Origin of the sequence: Aquimarina macrocephali (genome assembly GCF_051627225.1) — a bacterium.
In the GTDB taxonomy this organism is placed as follows: Bacteria; Bacteroidota; Bacteroidia; order Flavobacteriales; family Flavobacteriaceae; genus Aquimarina; species Aquimarina macrocephali.
In genome coordinates, this window is sequence record NZ_CP151795.1 from 2,574,497 (window position 1) to 2,592,732 (window position 18,236).

Consider the following 18,236-nt stretch of genomic DNA (forward strand, 5'->3'; position numbering starts at 1 on the left):
TAAATTGATTATGCAAAGTATAAATGAAACCGTCATTCCTTTATTAAAAGAAGAATCATCTACCATAATAAAAGGTGAAAATGGAATAACCACAATAACCTTTTATCGAGGTGATCAAACGCACGTATCTAGTGCTCTACGCGCCCGACTAAAAGAAATTATTGATGATAACCCTTGGTTGGCTGGACGATTAGTAAAAAACAAGAAACATAAAAATTTACAACTCTCATACCCTTCTGGACCTATACCAGATGATGTGATAGAACGTATTTTTCTTGATAATCCTTCTCATATCAAAATTGGATCTAATACAAAATATGAGGAATTATTTAAAGTATCCAAACCTGCCATAGTGAAAAAGGGAGTGCAATTAATTAATAAAACAGATCCCGTAACCAAATTGACCATTGTTCCTGACCTGCATTCTCAGGGAAAAGGATTTGCTCTTATTTTTTCAATTTCTCATGTGGTAGCTGATGGGTATACGTACTATAAAATCTTTAACCAATTGTTTACTGATAAGCCTGTGGAACGCTTGGCTGCACAACGAAATCAAAAAGCTGCTGATAGGGTGACTGAAGTTGTTGGTCAAAAATCATTTAAGTTTTTTCATTCTGCACCATTTATTTTAAACTTAGTGAAAGGAGCCATATTTGGTAAAAAGACAAAATGCTATGGATTTTATGTAGAACCCAAAAAAATCGATACAGCCAAAAATCAAGTTAAGGAAAATTCAACATCAGGGGTAGATTATATTTCAACCAATGATATCCTTACTTCAAGCTTTGCAAAGGTAACTAATTCACGTATTTGCATTATGGCAGTTAATTTGAGGAGCTGGATCAAAGATATTGGTAGTGATGATGCAGGAAATTATGCAGGAGGACTTCTATTCGATAATGATACAGGTCATCATCCAGTTAATATTCGCAAAGCTTTTCAATCAGGATTACCTGTTCCGACTACAGCAAAGCCTTTACCTAAATTTGGTGAAGCACTGCAATGTAAACTTGGTTTGATCAGTAGTTGGGCCGATTTTCAAGAAAGCCATGATTTGGAAAAATGCGAACAGTTATTTCATATTCCTTTATATGAAGCCAAGAAAGCTTTTCCATTAGACTCTGCAGTAGTTTTCAAAGCCAAACCAGAACAATTTGGAATTATATATTTTTCAAAAACAGTAGAACGAAATAAATTTTTGTCGGATTGTGAAATTGATGATACCATCTCATCAAAAATTTTCGATTAAAAAAAGGCGAGTAAGCCTTTTTTATAGCATTATCTTAAAACCTTTTAATCAATAGCAGTACTATAATGATTGATTTCATAGAATATGTAGTTTTAGAATTGAAGAGCAAGAGACTTTCAAAAGCAAACGCTCTAGATCTTATTAAGCAATTTAGTCACCGTACACTAACCCATACCAACAGAGATGTCATACATCCCTTATTACACAAGAATACATCCGATTTAAGTCAGCAAAGTTTTAGTACAACATTTAATGGGGAGGAGTTCTTTCTGAAAGATCATGAGGTAAAAGGACAAAAGGTTTTACCTGGAGTTGCTTATTTGGAAATGGCTCGAATGGCCTTTAGAAAAGCCTTATCTCTTGAGGAAGAATCAATTGTTGAATTACGCAATATTATATGGGCTCAACCGATTATAGTTCAGGAACCTAAAGAGATCACTATTGCTTTATTTGCTGATGAAACTGAAATAGATAATGGACAGATAAATTACGAAATTTATAGTACCGAACTAGAAACAGAAGAAGGTGTCAAAGAAACGATTCATTGCCAAGGTCAAGCGGTCTATATCAATAATTCAAAGCCTGTACAACTCGATATTGATAAGCTCAAAATAGAAATGCAACAGGGAAAGATAGAGTCAAAGTCTATCTATGCAACTTATTCTAAATTAGGTCTAAATTATGGAGCTACTTATCAGGGTATAAAAACGATATTTCAAGGTGATGGACAATTACTGGCAGAATTAAACTTACAAAAGGTTATTGGATCAGACCTTGATGAGTATACTTTACATCCTGGTTTGATGGATAGTGCGTTGCAGTCTGCTATTGGTTTATTTGGGAGTTTGGACCAGATACCCAGTAAGCCATCATTACCATTTGCTCTGGAGTCATTAAAGGTTTTTTCGAGTTGTACTAAAGAAATGTTTGCTTGGGTTAGATATGCAAAAGGAAATAAACCTACCGATAAAGTTACCAAGCTAGATATAGATCTGTGTAATCAGGAAGGTGTGGTTGCCATACAAATGAGAGGATTTTCTTCACGATTACTTAATGAAGATTCGGTGACCAGAGAAACGATTGTAACAGAAAAAGGAGTCTTGTTTGCGGCCCCTGTTTGGCAAGAGACAAATGATATAAAGCCTTTCAGCGAAAATGGAATAGATGTATTGAAACAACGATATGTTTTTCTATGTGAAATTCCCCAGGTAAATACAAAACAATTGGAATCTCTTCTTGCTTCCAGTAAAGTGATGCATTTGCAAAATACTCAGCAAAAAAATATAGCAGAGCGATTTAGTGAATATGCGCGAATTTGCTTTGAACAGATCCGTGTTATACTGAAAGATAAACCTCAAGAAAAAGTGTTTATCCAAATTGTTACGACCAATAATAGTGAACAATCTATATTTACAGGTCTTTCTGCATTGATTAAAACCGCTACTCTGGAAAACCCTCAGTTAACAGGCCAGGTTATTGTTACTCATCCAGATATAACAGCAAAAGAACTGACAGCGCAACTTCAGGAAAATCAAAACAAAACACAGGATACGATTATAAAATATGAACAAGGTACACGACATATTTTAGGTTGGAAAGAAATACCAGTAATACCTAATAAACCCAGAATTTTTTTTAAGGATAATGGTGTCTATCTCATTACGGCAGGACTGGGAAATCTGGGGATAGTGTTTACGAAGGAAATTTTGAAACAAACCCTGAATGCCAAAATCATTTTGACGGGAAGATCAAAGCTTACAGAAGAAAAACAAACCCTTATTGATGAAATAGGCGGTAAGGTTGGCCAACTCACTTATAAGCAATTGGATGTCACAGATTATGATAAAGTGAAACAGGTCATTGTTTCAATAAAAAAAGAGCATAAAGGTATTCATGGTATCATTCACAGTGCTGGAATGGTTTCGGATAACTTTATTCTCAAAAAAACACCTGAAGAGTTTAGTAAGGTTCTTGATCCTAAAGTTTTGGGGACGTATAATCTGGATGAAGCCAGTAAAAATATTGATCTTGATTTCTTAGTTTTATTCTCATCAATCTCGTCTATAACCGGAAATAGTGGTCAGGCTGATTATGCAACAGCCAATAGTTTTATGGACCAGTTCGCTGTTTATCGTAATCAATTGGTTGAAGTTAAACAAAGATTAGGGAAAACTATAGCTGTTAACTGGCCTTTATGGCAAGAAGGAGGGATGAAAATCGATCAATTGAAACAGGAAATGTTACTGCAGAGTACGGGTATGCACCCAATGAGTACAGAGACAGGAGTACATGCATTTCATAGAAGTTTAGAACTAGCTCATGACCAATTACTTGTTGCAGAAGGTGATTTAAAACAATTGAATCAGGTATTATTTATTAATAACACTTCTGAAATCCCATCTTCACATAGTATTACCCGGGAGAAAAAAGAATCAGTTGTTGAAATAGATAAAGGAAACCTGGAAGAGAAAACCCAGAATTATATCAAAAAACAACTTTCTGAATTGTTCAAACTTCCATCTCATAAAATTGATCCACTTGCTCCTTTAGAAAAATATGGTATAGATTCTATTCTGGCAATGAATCTAACCAATCAATTAGAAAAAACTTTTGGTTCTCTGCCAAAAACACTCTTTTTTGAATATCAAACGATTCAAGAGCTTACGGATTACTTTATAAAATCATATTCGAAGAAACTGACTACACTCTTTACTTCTTCACTAGAAAAAGATAGTCCGAAAAATAAAGATATTTCCATCACCTCACCTGTTAAAACTCAAACGGAACAGGCTCATTTCAGAACAATTAGACGTCAAAGGAAGATTGAGGTTTCTGTAGATAAAAAAAATAATATCGATACAGACACTATTGCAATTATTGGTTTGAGTGGTCGCTATCCAAAAGCAACTAATATTGAAGCGTACTGGAATAACTTACGTGATGGTAAAGACTGTATTACTGAAGTACCAAAGAATCGTTGGGACTGGCATGAATATTATAGTCCAGATCGTAATAAAAGCGGGTATCATTATAGCAAATGGGGAGGATTTATTGATGGTGTTGACGAATTTGACCCTTTATTTTTTAATATTTCACCTCTGGAAGCAGAGATACTGGATCCCCAAGAACGTTTGTTTTTACAACATGCATGGATGGCTATAGAAGATTCAGGTTACTCTAAAGCTGGTCTACAAATACCGCACAAATTTGGACAGGCAGGACAAGTCGGTGTGTATGCTGGAGTTATGTACAGTGAATATCAACTTTATGGTATTGAAGCCAGTAAGAGAGGGCAACGAATAGGAGTTCCCGGGAGTTATGCCAGTATAGCAAACAGGGTCTCTTATATGTTAGATCTTCATGGGCCTAGTATGACAGTCGATTCTATGTGTTCCTCATCCTTAACGGCCATTCATTTAGCATGCCAGGATTTAAAACAAGGGCGAACCAGTTTGGGAATTGCAGGAGGAGTGAATGTTAGTATTCATCCCAACAAATATATGGTAATTAGTGCAGGGCAATATATTTCAAGTGATGGACATTGCCAAAGCTTTGGAGAAGGGGGAGAGGGCTATATCCCGGGTGAAGGTGTAGGTGTGGTTGTATTGAAAAGATTATCTGAAGCCGAAAGAGATGGGGATCATATCTACGGCATTATTAAAGGTAGTACTCTTAATCATGGAGGAAAAACTAATGGTTATAGTGTACCTAATCCAAAGGCACAATCTAATCTCATTAGTAATATATTAAAAGAAACAGAGACAAATCCTAGACATATAAGTTATATTGAAGCACACGGAACAGGAACTAAACTAGGTGATCCTATTGAAATATCAGCCTTAAATAAGGCATTTAAACAAAGCACATCAGATACAGGATTTTGTTTACTTGGCTCTGCTAAATCCAATATAGGTCATTGTGAGTCGGCAGCTGGTATTGCAGGACTAACCAAAGTATTGCTGCAATTAAAACATAGAGAAATAGTTCCATCTCTGCATTCAAAAAACTTAAACCCTAATATAGATTTTGAGAAGACCCCATTTATTGTCAACCAAACATTAAAAGCGTGGGAACAACCCATAATTGATGGTGTCTCACAACCTCGGATAGCTGGTGTTTCATCTTTTGGCGCTGGAGGGGCAAATGCACATATTATTGTTCAGGAATATGTAGCACCCGAAAAAGTAAGTCAATCCAGAATCTCTACTGATTTGAGTTCAAAAGCTATCATTCCTTTATCAGCTAGAACACCAGATCAACTTAAACAAAAAGCTCTTGATCTTCTCGATTTCCTTCAGAAAGAAAAAACAAAAAAACAAGAACAGGCTATTGAATCGATTGACCTTACCGAAATGGCATACACGCTACAGGTAGGAAGAGAAACAATGGATATACGACTTGGTTTTATGGTAAGTTCGGTTGATGATTTGAACCAAAAGCTTGAAGCATATATTAATGGTGAAAAGGATATTGAGGACACATATCAAGAGTATACAAACAAGGATAAAGACACTTTATTGGTATTTAATGCAGATGTAGATTTTGAGCAAACTGTTGATAAATGGATAGCCCGGAGGAAATTATCTAAACTTCTGGATTTGTGGGTTAAAGGCTTGAATTTGGATTGGAATAAATTCTATGGAGAGCATAAACCTAAACGTATAAGTTTGCCTGTATACCCTTTTTCTAAGGATAAATATTGGATTGATGTAAAAATGGATAATCAAAGTTCGGTTGATGGAAAAATCACATCGATATTGCATCCTTTACTACATAGTAATACTTCAGACCTTAGCAAACAGAGCTATAGCTCTATCTTTAGTGGCGAAGAGTTTTTTCTTGCAGATCATCAGGTAAAAATTAAAGAAGATGAGATCAGCAAGGTATTACCAGCAGTAGCTTACCTTGAAATGGCACGGGTGGCAGTAGAGAAAGCCACTCCTGTTAAAACAAGATCAGGTATTCTGGAACTTCATAACACCGCATGGGCTCAACCACTCGTGGTAGAGAAAGATAAGCAGGTAGAAATAGCTTTGTTTATTAAAGGAGAAAACCAGATTGATTATGAAATTTATAGTAAGGATAATGAGGGGGAAATTACTCACTGTCAGGGAGTTGCTAATTACAGTACTTATCTTTTACCTGAAAAATTAAATATAGAGCAACTCAAAGGACAAATGAATAGAGGCAGCATAGAAGCGGCTACCTTATATTCAATATTTAAATCTATGGGACTTGTTTATGGTTCTGCCTATCAAGGGATCACTAAGGTTTATCAAGGAGAAAAACAGCTCTTGGCACAATTGAGTCTACCATCAGTTGTTAAAACAAACCAAAAAGACTACTTGTTGCATCCGAGTTTGATGGATAGTGGTTTACAAGCTGCTTTTGGTCTGATAGATGATTTGACTACGATTCCTTCACAACCTTCGGTACCCTTTGCTTTGGAGACTATACGAATACTATCTGCTGTTACAGAAGACATGCTTGCTTGGGTTCGTTACTCAGAAGGAAGTCTACCTACCGATGCTATTACCAAACTGGATATTGATATATGTGATCAAGAGGGGAATATATGTGTGCAAATGAAAGGATTGTCTTCCAGACAATTAAAAGAAGACACCATTGGTTTAAAAAATAAGGATATAGGCACTTTAATGGCTAAGCCTTTATGGAAGAGCTGTGAAATAGCTCATATACCAGAAACTACCGAAGCTAAATTTGATGAGAAACATGTTATTTTGTGTGAAATATCTGACGCAGAAGCAAGTCAGCTTGAAACATTAATTCACAATAGCCATTGTATACAACTTGAAGCCTCGGAAAAAAATATAGCAGAACGTTATAACAACTATGCATTGAGTTGTTTTGAACATGTTCAGAAAATAATAAAGAATAAACCCAAAGAAAAGGTTCTTATCCAAATTGTAGTTGCCGATAACAAGGAACAGGTACTTTTTTCAGGGTTATCAGGATTACTAAAAACTGCAGCTCAGGAAAATCCAATGCTAACCGGTCAAATTATCCTCACAAAATCAAGTATACATACAAAAGAACTGGTAGGTCAACTACAGAAAGCAGCAACTCTACCAGAAGAATCTATTATAAAATATGAAAACAACACTTCATATATTTTACAATGGGGCGAAGTAAAAGCAAATCAAGAGAACACTAAACCTGTATTCAAAAATCAAGGCGTTTACTTGATTACAGGAGGCCTTGGTGCTTTGGGGGTTTTGTTTACCAAGGAAATTTTACAACAAGCCAAAGAGGTAAAGGTCATAGTAACCGGGCGCTCTGAACTAACAGAGGAAAAGCAGATCATTTTAAATGAACTGAACTCGGGTACTGGTCAGGTTGAATATCAACAGCTAGATCTTAATGATCTGAATCAAGTGGAAAAACTTATAGCTACGATTGAAAAGAAAAACGGGAAACTTAACGGTATAATTCATAGTGCCGGTATGATATCAGATAACTTTATTCTGAAGAAAACCAGTGCTGAATTTACTAAGGTATTAGCACCCAAAGTTACCGGAACGTACAATCTGGATCTGGCTAGTAAAAATATTAATCTTGATTTCTTAGTATTGTTTTCATCATTATCAGGTGCGATGGGTAATCTAGGACAGTCGGATTATGCAACAGCTAATGCCTTTATGGACCAATTTGCGAGTTACCGTAACCAATTGGCAGATCAAAAATTAAGACAAGGGCATACCCTTTCTATCAATTGGCCTTTGTGGGAGGGAGGAAACTTGAGTATTGCTCAGAAAAATATTGAAATGCTCCAGCAAGCAACGGGAATATCCCCTATGCAAACTTCATCAGGTATCAAGGCATTATATAGTAGTATGACCTTACAGGATAATCAAGTTTTGATTATGGAAGGAAATATTCAGAAAATGCGCTCAATCTTACTTTCTAATCAAGCTCATAAGGTAGAACATAGACCAGAAGTTACAACTATAAAGAACATGGAGTCCTCACAAACTCCTATAGTAGATTCAAATATCCTTTTAGATAAAACCATAAGCTATCTTCGAAAACTGTTTGCAGAGGTTTTAAAAATTAAGATTCAGGAACTTGATCCAAAAGCACCATTAGAGAATTATGGTATCGATTCTATACTCGCTATGAGATTGACCAATATACTTGAAAAAACTTTTGGCTCTCTTTCTAAAACCTTGTTTTTTGAATATCAGACTATAAAAACCTTAGCAGGATTTTTTGCCGAAACATATCCCAAAATTATTCAGGAACGTGAAGGGACTCAACAAACAATATCTTCATCGATAGAATTACCCAAGGATACAATTAAGAAACAATCACTGACTTCTGCAATGTATTCAAGTAATCGTTTCTTTAATAATGAGATCAACGTTCAGAGAGAAGTTGCGATTGTAGGACTAGGCGGTAAATACCCGTTAGCAGAGAATCCTGAAGAATTTTGGGAAAACCTCAAAAATGGTCGGGATTGTATTACACAAATTCCAGAAGGACGTTGGGATACAGGTCGTTTTTTTGATCCTAAACGTAATCAAGTTGGAAAAAGCTATAGTAAATGGGGAGGGTTTATTTCTGATGTTGATAAATTCGATCCGTTGTTTTTTAATATATCACCTAAAGAGGCTGAATTAATTGACCCTCAGGAACGACTTTTTGTCGAAACTGCATGGCAAACCATTGAGGATGCTGGTTATAGTAAAGAAAATATCTCAACACTAGGACGAGTTGGTGTGTATGTTGGAGTTATGTATGGACAGTATCAACTTTATGGGGCAGAAGCTATGTTGGCAGGTAATGCTGTTGTTCCAGGTTCGTCTTATGCATCAATCGCAAATAGAGTTTCTTACTTCTTAGATCTGCATGGGCCCAGTATTGCTCTAGATACTATGTGTTCGTCATCTTTAACGGCCATTCATCAGGCTTGTGAAGAAATACGGAAAGGTGAAATAGAAGCAGCTATTGCCGGAGGCGTTAATGTTTCTATACATCCTCATAAATATCTCATGCTAAGTCAGGGTAATTTTGCAGCCAGTGATGGCAGGTGCAGAAGTTTTGGAGAAGGTGGAGATGGATATGTTGCAGGAGAAGGTGTAGGAGCTGTTTTGTTAAAATCTCTTGATAAAGCGATCGAAGACGGTGATCATATATATGGTATAGTGAAATCCAGTGTAATTAACCATGGAGGAAAAACTAACGGTTATTCTGTTCCAAACCCTAATGCACAAGGGGATTTGATTCGGGAATCACTTAAAAAAGCTAAAGTTGATCCTTCAACATTGGGTTATATCGAAACTCATGGTACAGGTACAGCTTTGGGAGATCCTATCGAAATTACCGGATTAAATAAAGCTTTTGGAGAATCAATTTCACAAAAACAAGTATGTCCAATAGGCTCTGTTAAATCAAACATAGGACATCTGGAATCTGCAGCGGGAATAGCTGCGGTTACAAAGGTCTTACTGCAGTTGAAACATAAAAAACTAGTTCCTTCTTTACATGCAACTACATTAAATCCTAATATCAATTTTAAAGAATCACCCTTTTATGTTCAGCAAGAATTAGCGCCCTGGAAAGATCATGAAGAACATCCCAGACGAGCTAGTATAAGTTCTTTTGGTGCAGGAGGTTCAAATGCACACCTTATTATAGAAGAATATAAAAACAGTAACGACAAGAAAACTGAATCTTACTACAATGGACCTCAATCGTTTGTTCTCTCTTCGAGAGATAAAAATACACTTTTAAAGTATGTCAAGAAGATGACAGGTTTTCTTAGAAGAAACAAAGATATTGAACTAGAGGAGTTGGTATATACCTCACAAGTAGGAAGAACACCAATGAATGAGCGTCTTGTGATCGTAACGACTAATGTAGATGAACTTGTCGAAAAACTGAATCAATGGGCATCAATACACGAAGTAGAAGATTATACAGTATTAAAAAGAGATGCAAATGAGTTGGAAGGCGTATTTTATGGAAACATTAAGAAAGCTTCTTCCGATACCATTGCCTTATTGGAAGGAGAAGAAGGTAAAGCTTATTTAAAGGTGATTATGGAGGCCCGTAATCAGGAAAAATTGGCTAAACTATGGATATCAGGAGCTGATATTGATTGGTCTCTGTTCTATCAGAATGTTCGCCCAAAGCGTATTTCTCTTCCCACATATCCTTTTGCTAAAGAGCGATATTGGATTACTAAACCTGCATTTTCTATGCCTGTCATTCCACAAGGAATGCAAGAAAACAATGCAGAGGATACATCTGAAGAGGAGAAAAAGAAATTACACTACTGCACCAAATGGATTGAACAAAATCTTGATGTGTCTGAAGAAAAATCTCCCAAAAATGGTTTGGTACTGATTCTGGATACCTCAGAAGAACTGTTTCTTACTCTAAAAAAACAATCACATCAATATCCAGAAGGGAATTCATATATATTGTTAAAACCAGGATCTGCTTTTGAAGAAATAGAGCCATCTGTTTTTACTATTGACTTTCAGAAGGAAAAACATTTTAAACAACTGGCAGAACACCTTAGTGTAAAAGATCAGCTTCCTTATCGAATTATTCATCAGGGATTAGAGCCGGATAGTTTAGATGAAAAAGAAAACATTACTCATCAGCTCAATTATAGTATTTATACCCTTTTTAATCTATGCAAGGCTTTAATAGAACAAAAACATCAAATCCCGCTTCAGATTTTGTCAATTTTCTCGGGTACTACAAATTTAACTGTTCCATACAATGCTGCACTAGGAAGCTTTTTCAAAACCTTAACTCTAGAGAATCCTTACTTTAAAGGAAAGATTGTTGAAGTTAAGGATAGTAAGCAGGTTACTATGGTAGAAAAGGTTCGTATTATTAGGGATGAATTCAGTGATGAAAACTGGAGGAAGAATGAAATTCGTTATACATTCCTAAAAGATAAACAAACCTATGTTCGTTATGTCAAGGAACTGACCCAATTTACCAATATTGAGAAAAATATAGATCGTTTACCATTAAAACAGAACGGTGTTTATATTGTATCAGGAGGTTTAGGTGGGCTAGGTCTTATTTTTAGTGAGTATCTGGTTAAAAATTACCAGAGTAATCTGGTTCTTTTTGGGAGATCTCCCCTTAAAGCTGCACAAAAGAAAAAAATTGATATACTTAAATCTTATGGATCCAAAATCTTATACGTGCAAGCTGATGTATCAAAATTAGAAGATGTGGAGGCCATTGTAAAAACGGCAAAGACAAATTTTTCACAGATCAACGGAGTGATTCATGGTGCAGGAATTAACCGGGATTCGTTTATTCTCAAGAAATCTAAAGAAGAGATAGACGAAGTATTAGCTCCCAAAATTTACGGAACAATTAATTTAGACCTAGCTACGAGAGATGAAAATTTGGATGTCTTTATCATGTTTTCTTCAATCGCAGGTGTATTAGGCAATATAGGACAATCCGATTATGCCTATGGCAATCATTATCTCAATTCATTTGCAGAAAACAGGGAAGCCTTGGTAAAAGAACAAAAACGTTGTGGTAAAACACTAGCAATTAACTGGCCTTATTGGGAAGAAGGAGGAATGCATATTTCTGATGAAGAAGTTACTTTGATCCAAAAGGAAACAGGTCTTTGCCCTATATCTATAGAAGAAGGAGTACAATTTCTAGAAGAATTTTTATTATCTGATGTATCTCAGGGTATTCCACTATATGGTTTCCCATCCAGAATCAAAACTTACATTGATCGAACTGCTAAAAAAGTTGAAAAAAACAAGCAGATCCAAGGTAATACAATAGATGCTGATATCCTTCTTGAAAAAACAGAAGAGTATCTTAAAATGCTTATCGGAAATGAGATTAAACTTGATCCCAATCGAATTGATCCTGAAGAACATTTTGAATCCTTTGGTATTGATTCTATAAGTATTAACCAGATAAATTTAAATCTTGAAAGAGACTTAGGAGATTTGCCAAAAACTTTGTTTTATGAATATTCTACTATAGGAGAATTGGCTGTATATCTGATTCAGGAAGAACAGGAAACGTTAATCCAATTCTTAAATATAGAAGGTTTGATAAACTTACCAAGTAATCAGGTTAAACCACAGTATGAAACAGAAATTCAGAGAGAATCTACAAGAGAAAGCAAACAGCAAACAAAGGATGCAATTGATGAACCAATTACTTATAAGGATTCAGAATCGATTGCCATTATTGGAGTGCATGGAAGCTACCCTCAATCTGAAAATTTGGATTCATATTGGGAAAGTCTGAAACAAGGAAAAGATTTAACGGACTTAGTACCTAAAAGTCGATGGGATTTTGAAGAATTTTATGATGAAGATCCAGAGAAAGCAGCAGAAGGAAAAATTTATGGCAAGTGGGGAGGTTTTATAAGTGATGTTGACAAGTTTGATCCTCAATTTTTCAATATTACTCAGGAAGAAGCCAGGATAATGGATCCGCAAGAGCGACTTTTTTTACAATCTGTTTGGGCTACCATAGAAGATGCAGGATATACAAAAGATAGTCTGAAAAAACAATATCCTAAGGGTAAAAGTGCTAATGTAGGAGTTTTTGTAGGCGTTACAACAAATACCTATAACCTGTTGGCGTCTGAAGAATGGAGTAAAGGGAATACAGTTCCTAGTGCCCACCCCTGGTCGATTGCTAACCGCATATCCTACTTATTTGATTTTAACGGACCTAGTATGCCTGTTGATACAGCTTGTTCATCTTCTTCAGTGGCGATACACCTTGCATGTGAAAGTCTAAAAAAACAAGAATGTAAGGTTGCTGTTGCTGGCGGTGTAAACTTATATTTACATCCATCTAAATATCATTCACTATGTAAGAATCGAATGATATCCCTAGGAGGAAAATGCCATAGTTACGGTAAAGGTGATGATGGTTTTGTTCCTGGTGAAGGGGTAGGATCGGTTCTACTAAAACCACTCAGTAAAGCCATAGAGGATGGAGATCATATATATGGTGTACTTGCAGGGAGTGCGTTTGATCATAGTGGCAGATCCAATGGATATTCTGCTCCTAATCCTAATGCTCAGGCAAATTTGATAGAGCATACCCTTCAAAAGGCTCAAATCCATCCGGAAACCATCAGTTATATAGAAGGGCATGGTACAGGTACACAGCTGGGAGATAGCCTTGAAATTGTGGCTTTAACGAACGCATTTCAAAAACAAACTATAAAAAAACAAGTTACCGCTATTGGATCAGTTAAATCCAATATTGGGCACCCTGAGTCAGCAGCAGGAATTGCAGGAGTAGCAAAAGTACTGCTGCAAATGAAACATCAACAGTTAGTGCCTACAATTAATTCTGATGAAATAAATCCAAATATTAATTTCAAAGAATCACCATTCTATCTTCAACATAAACTGACTCCATGGGAATCTCCCTCGGGTAACCCTCGTAGAGCACTTATAAACTCGTTTGGGGCAGGAGGAGTGAATGCATGTTTAATACTAGAAGAATATAGGAACGTAAAAGCTGAAGAGGTATATCCAAAAGAGGGGCCACATCTTATAATATTTTCTGCAAAAAATGATGAACGCCTTAGAGAATATGCAAATCGGTTACTCAATTATATAGAAAAAGAAAAACAAGTGAACCTTGCGGATCTATCTTTTACCTTACAGGTTGGTCGGGAAGTGATGTCAGAAAGGTTGGCGATTGTTGCTTCAAATAGAGAAGAACTTATAATTCGGTTGAAAGGTTGGGAACAACAAAACGAGTCTGACCATATTTTTAGAGGTAAGCTGAATCCTAAACGAGGAAGAAAGAAAATGCTCAATAACGAAGAGGAACTTCGTTCTCTTTTTGAAGCAGGCGATCTGGATAAACTTGCGCAATTATGGGTTACCGGAGTTGAAATGGATTGGGAAAGGTTATATACTCAGGATAAACCCAATCGGATACCACTACCTACTTATCCTTTTGCGAAAGAAAGGTATTGGGTATCAGATCGAGTAATTGAAGAAAAGAGAACGGTAACCAAACCCATAGGTGCTCAACTACATCCCTTGATTTCATATAATTCATCTACATTAAGAGAAGTTCGTTTTAGTTCATGGTTATCCGATAAGGAGTTTTATGCATCGGATCATCAGGTTAATAAAGAGAAAATCTTTCCAGGTTCAGGATTTATTGAAATTGCAAATATTTCAGGAAACCTCGCAGGAGAACAAAAGGTTAGCAAGATTAAAGATATTGTGTGGGCTCACCCATTAAGTTTTAAGAAAGGCTCACAGTTTATTAATACATCATTAAAACCTAATGGTATAGGTACTGAATTTAAAATTACTTCACTTGATGATGAAAATGAACAAATAATTCATTCTGAAGGGAAGTTGTTTTTCCAAAACGGTAATAAACATTCAGCAGATATTGAAAAAATTCCAATACAAAAGCTTAAGGAACAGTGTTCTGAGCCTCAGGATGGTTCATACTACTATGATATCTTTAACCAGGTAGGTTTTAATTATGGCTTAGCATTTAAAACTATTCAGGAATTTTATATCAACGAATCCTTTGCTTTATCTAGGTTGAAATTAACAGATCATTTATTAATCGATTCTGATCGATTCATTCTCCATCCTTGTATTGTCGACGGTGCTTTACAAACTGTTGCTGGATTGATTGGGCAGATGGAATCAGCAACTCCACATGTACCATTTGCTATTGATGAAATAGAAATATTTCGTTCATTACCTCATACCTGTTATGCTTATGTGGAACACGTAGAGGAAGGAGTTCGGTCTCCGGCAAGTATTAAAAAATTCAATATAAAAATTATCAATGAAGCAGGAGATGTTTTAGTTAGGATTAAAAACTTTTATGTAAGAGCATTTAATAAGGTTGATGCTGATCAGGATAATCTACATACCGATCAAGTTATAGAATCTAATAGTATGGCTTTCGAAGTAAGCTCATAATATGGATGAGTTATGATTTCAACAAAAATCATATTTCAAAATCATAAAACTGTTGTAATAAGAAAAACACAAAAGGTACCCAAGTCACACAAAGGGTTTCTTTTAATAAACATAATTCAATCTTTCTAACAGGAGAAATGGGTTATGAACTATATATAATTAAAAACTCACTAAAATTTCCATTATGAAGGCTATTAAAGAAGGTTTAAAAGTATTATCCAGAGGAACTTGTGGTACAGCATTTTGTTCTCTGTTAAATAGCGAGTATGGTGTTCCGAATGAAATAGCAGAGATTGCGGCATCTCCTTTTGCAGGAGGGCTATTGAATAGAGGATACCAATGCGGAATGATCGGAGGAGCCGTTTTGGCTGCCGGAGCAGAATCATACCGAAGAAATGAAGACACAGGAGAAGCAATAGCAATGGCTATAACAGCTACACAACATCTGATGGAATCCTTTAAAAAAAGAACAAATACGATAAGTTGCCGTGATATTACAGATATGGATCTTACGGGTAAATTAGCTCCGCTAAAAGTATTGTTTACGGGAAAAGCATTTGGTTGTATGAAGCTGGCAGGAAGATGGGCTCCCGAAGCAATTAAATCAGCAGATGAAGGCTTATCGGATGAATCTGTAAGTTTCTGTCCGGGATCGGTAAGTTGTGCATCTGAGGTGGTCAGAAAAATGGGAGCTACAGAAGAAGAAATGCTTATGGTAGCCGGATATGCCGGAGGGCTTGGTTTAAGCGGAAAAGAATGTGGAGCGCTAAGTGCTGCGATTTGGTATAAAATGGTGGATTGGATAAAAAAGAATCCTGGTAAATCACCATCGTCATTTGATAGCCTGGAGACCAAAAAGATGCTGAGAGCGTTTTATGTTCAAACAGACTCTGAAGTATTATGCAGTAAAATTACAAACAAAGAATTTAAGGATATAGATGATCACTCCGAATATATTAAGAATGGGGGTTGTAAGAAGATCATCGATGCACTTGCTGCACTATAATTTAAAACATAATTGGCATGATAAAACAAATATTGAACAAGCGAAATGTGTATTTCGATCATAACGCAACAACTCATATTGCGCCACCTGTAAGAAGCGTAATGAATCGGGTATTGAAATCTTATTGGGGAAACCCCTCATCAGGATATTCAAAAGGAAAAATGTCAGCACAAATTATTGAAAAAGCTCGTGAACAAGTTGCTGCCACGATCGGAGCTCACTCACATGAAGTCTATTTTTCTAGTTGTGCAACCGAGTCCAATAATGCATTACTAAAAACGATAAGTAGTCATTTCTATCCCGACAAAACCAAAATAATCTCTACACCAATTGAGCATCCATCAGTGATTCAAACACTGGAGTATTTAAAGACCAAAAATATAGATGTTCAATATTGTCCAGTAGATAGTTCTGGACGTGTATTGCTTAAAGAGCTTGAAGCTATGATAGATGATCGAACTTCTATGGTTTGCTGTATGTTGGCAAATAATGAAATAGGAACGATTCAGGATATTAAAAAAATATCTGAAATGGCTAAAGCTAAAGGTGCTTTGGTTTTTTCTGATTGTGTACAGGCATTGGGTAAAATACCAATAAATGTAAAGGAATTAGGAGTAGATTATGCTACATTTTCTGCTCATAAACTCTATGGCCCTAAAGGAATAGGTGCCTGGTATGCCAAAATTAGCTGTCCTCTCGAACCTTATATTCATGGAGGACATCAAGAAGAAGGAATGCGAGCAGGTACAGAATCCATTCATAATATCGCAGGTTTTGGAGAAGCTTGCAGACATGTAAATAAACTTGTATCCCTTTCAATAAAAAATGAGTCTCTTAAGAAAACATTCATTAATGAATTAAAAACGATAAAAAGTGATATAATTATTAATTCTCCAATGGATAACTGTTTGACTAATACCATTAATTTAACCTTTCCTGGTATTGGCAGTGGCGACTTAATGAAATCACTGGATTATAAAGGAATTGCTGTTTCTTCTGGCTCTGCATGTAGTGCATCATCTAACAAACCTTCTCATGTTTTAAAAGCAATAGGATTAACGGATGAGGCAGCACAGGAATCTATCCGGATCAGCTTTGGATCGAAGACAAAACACCAACATATCAGATACGCTTTAAAGGTGATGAAAGAATATATTGAAGAAATAAAAAGCGAAAAATTAAATTCATCTGTAAAGATCAATAGACCAGGCTTGAATTATAAATAGGTGAAGATATTACTCGGATAAAAAAGCATTAAAAATTTTAAGCAATTATTTAATGTGAAGAAATGATTAAATCTTTAGTGAGATAGCGAAGTGTTTGCACTCATTCTCAATTTTATAACTAATTTGGGAATAAATGATTATTAAAATTTAAATATATAAAAATGTATAAATCCGAAAAATTTTGGGATAAAAGTGCTAATGGGTATGATAAGGAAGAAATGAAAGATAGAGAGGTGCGAATTAAAATTCTTCAAAAAATCAAGGGATATCTCAAAAAAGAGGATAATGTTTTGGATTATGGATGTGCCACAGGAATATTAGCCAATGAAATTGCTAGTAATGTTGATAAGGTTTACGGTATTGATATATCGTCTGAAATGATCCGGATTGCCCAAGATAAAGCCAATGAATTACAGATTCAAAATGTAGATTATTCGCATACCACAATATTCGATAAGAACTATAAGTCAGAAGGCTTTGATATGATACTAGCAGTCTATATGCTTCATTTATTAGAAGATTTACCCAAGGCTTTAGAAAGGATCTATGAATTGTTAAAACCGGGAGGAGTATTTATTTCTGTAACACCTTGTCTGGGAAAAGGATCTCTTGCGGGAATTGCACTATCGCTTGTTAGTAAAATCGGATTAATTCCGAAACTGAAAACATATACTGTTTCAGAATTAGAAAACTCAATAAAGGATACGGGATTTGAAATTGTTGAAACCGAATGTTTGCACCGCAGAGGGCGTCAACATTTTATTACAGTAAGGAAAAATTAGGATGTTTAGTGTTAA

At 35.7% G+C, this 18,236-nt stretch carries 5 protein-coding genes; all 5 read left to right on the forward strand.

Features of this window, described 5'->3' with window-relative positions:
• The first annotated feature begins 10 nt into the window (after positions 1 to 10).
• The 5 genes from AAFU52_RS11275 to AAFU52_RS11295 all read left to right on the forward strand — a co-directional run bounded on the left by AAFU52_RS11275 (position 11) and on the right by AAFU52_RS11295 (position 18,221).
• Positions 11 to 1,249, forward strand: a complete 1,239-nt coding sequence (locus AAFU52_RS11275) for a hypothetical protein (protein WP_438426451.1) — start codon at positions 11 to 13, stop codon at positions 1,247 to 1,249.
• Between the two features lie 65 nt (positions 1,250 to 1,314).
• Positions 1,315 to 15,207, forward strand: coding sequence for an SDR family NAD(P)-dependent oxidoreductase (locus AAFU52_RS11280; protein ID WP_438426452.1), 13,893 nt, complete (start codon positions 1,315 to 1,317; stop codon positions 15,205 to 15,207).
• Between the two features lie 184 nt (positions 15,208 to 15,391).
• Positions 15,392 to 16,213, forward strand: a complete 822-nt coding sequence (locus tag AAFU52_RS11285) for a C-GCAxxG-C-C family (seleno)protein (protein WP_024772257.1) — start codon at positions 15,392 to 15,394, stop codon at positions 16,211 to 16,213.
• A 17-nt stretch (positions 16,214 to 16,230) separates the two neighbouring features.
• Positions 16,231 to 17,439, forward strand: a complete 1,209-nt coding sequence (locus AAFU52_RS11290) for a cysteine desulfurase family protein (protein WP_438426453.1) — start codon at positions 16,231 to 16,233, stop codon at positions 17,437 to 17,439.
• Between the two features lie 161 nt (positions 17,440 to 17,600).
• Complete coding sequence (locus tag AAFU52_RS11295; protein ID WP_438426454.1) at positions 17,601 to 18,221, forward strand: class I SAM-dependent methyltransferase; 621 nt, start codon at positions 17,601 to 17,603, stop codon at positions 18,219 to 18,221.
• Positions 18,222 to 18,236 lie beyond the last annotated feature (15 nt).

What these genes read in the sequence shown, in the direction of transcription:
- AAFU52_RS11295 (WP_438426454.1), top strand. Translation starts at nt 17,601, where the DNA reads ATGTATAAATCCGAAAAATTTTGGGATAAAAGTGCTAATGGGTATGAT.
- AAFU52_RS11285 (WP_024772257.1), top strand. Translation starts at nt 15,392, where the DNA reads ATGAAGGCTATTAAAGAAGGTTTAAAAGTATTATCCAGAGGAACTTGT.
- AAFU52_RS11280 (WP_438426452.1), top strand. Translation starts at nt 1,315, where the DNA reads ATGATTGATTTCATAGAATATGTAGTTTTAGAATTGAAGAGCAAGAGA.
- AAFU52_RS11290 (WP_438426453.1), top strand. Translation starts at nt 16,231, where the DNA reads ATGATAAAACAAATATTGAACAAGCGAAATGTGTATTTCGATCATAAC.
- AAFU52_RS11275 (WP_438426451.1), top strand. Translation starts at nt 11, where the DNA reads ATGCAAAGTATAAATGAAACCGTCATTCCTTTATTAAAAGAAGAATCA.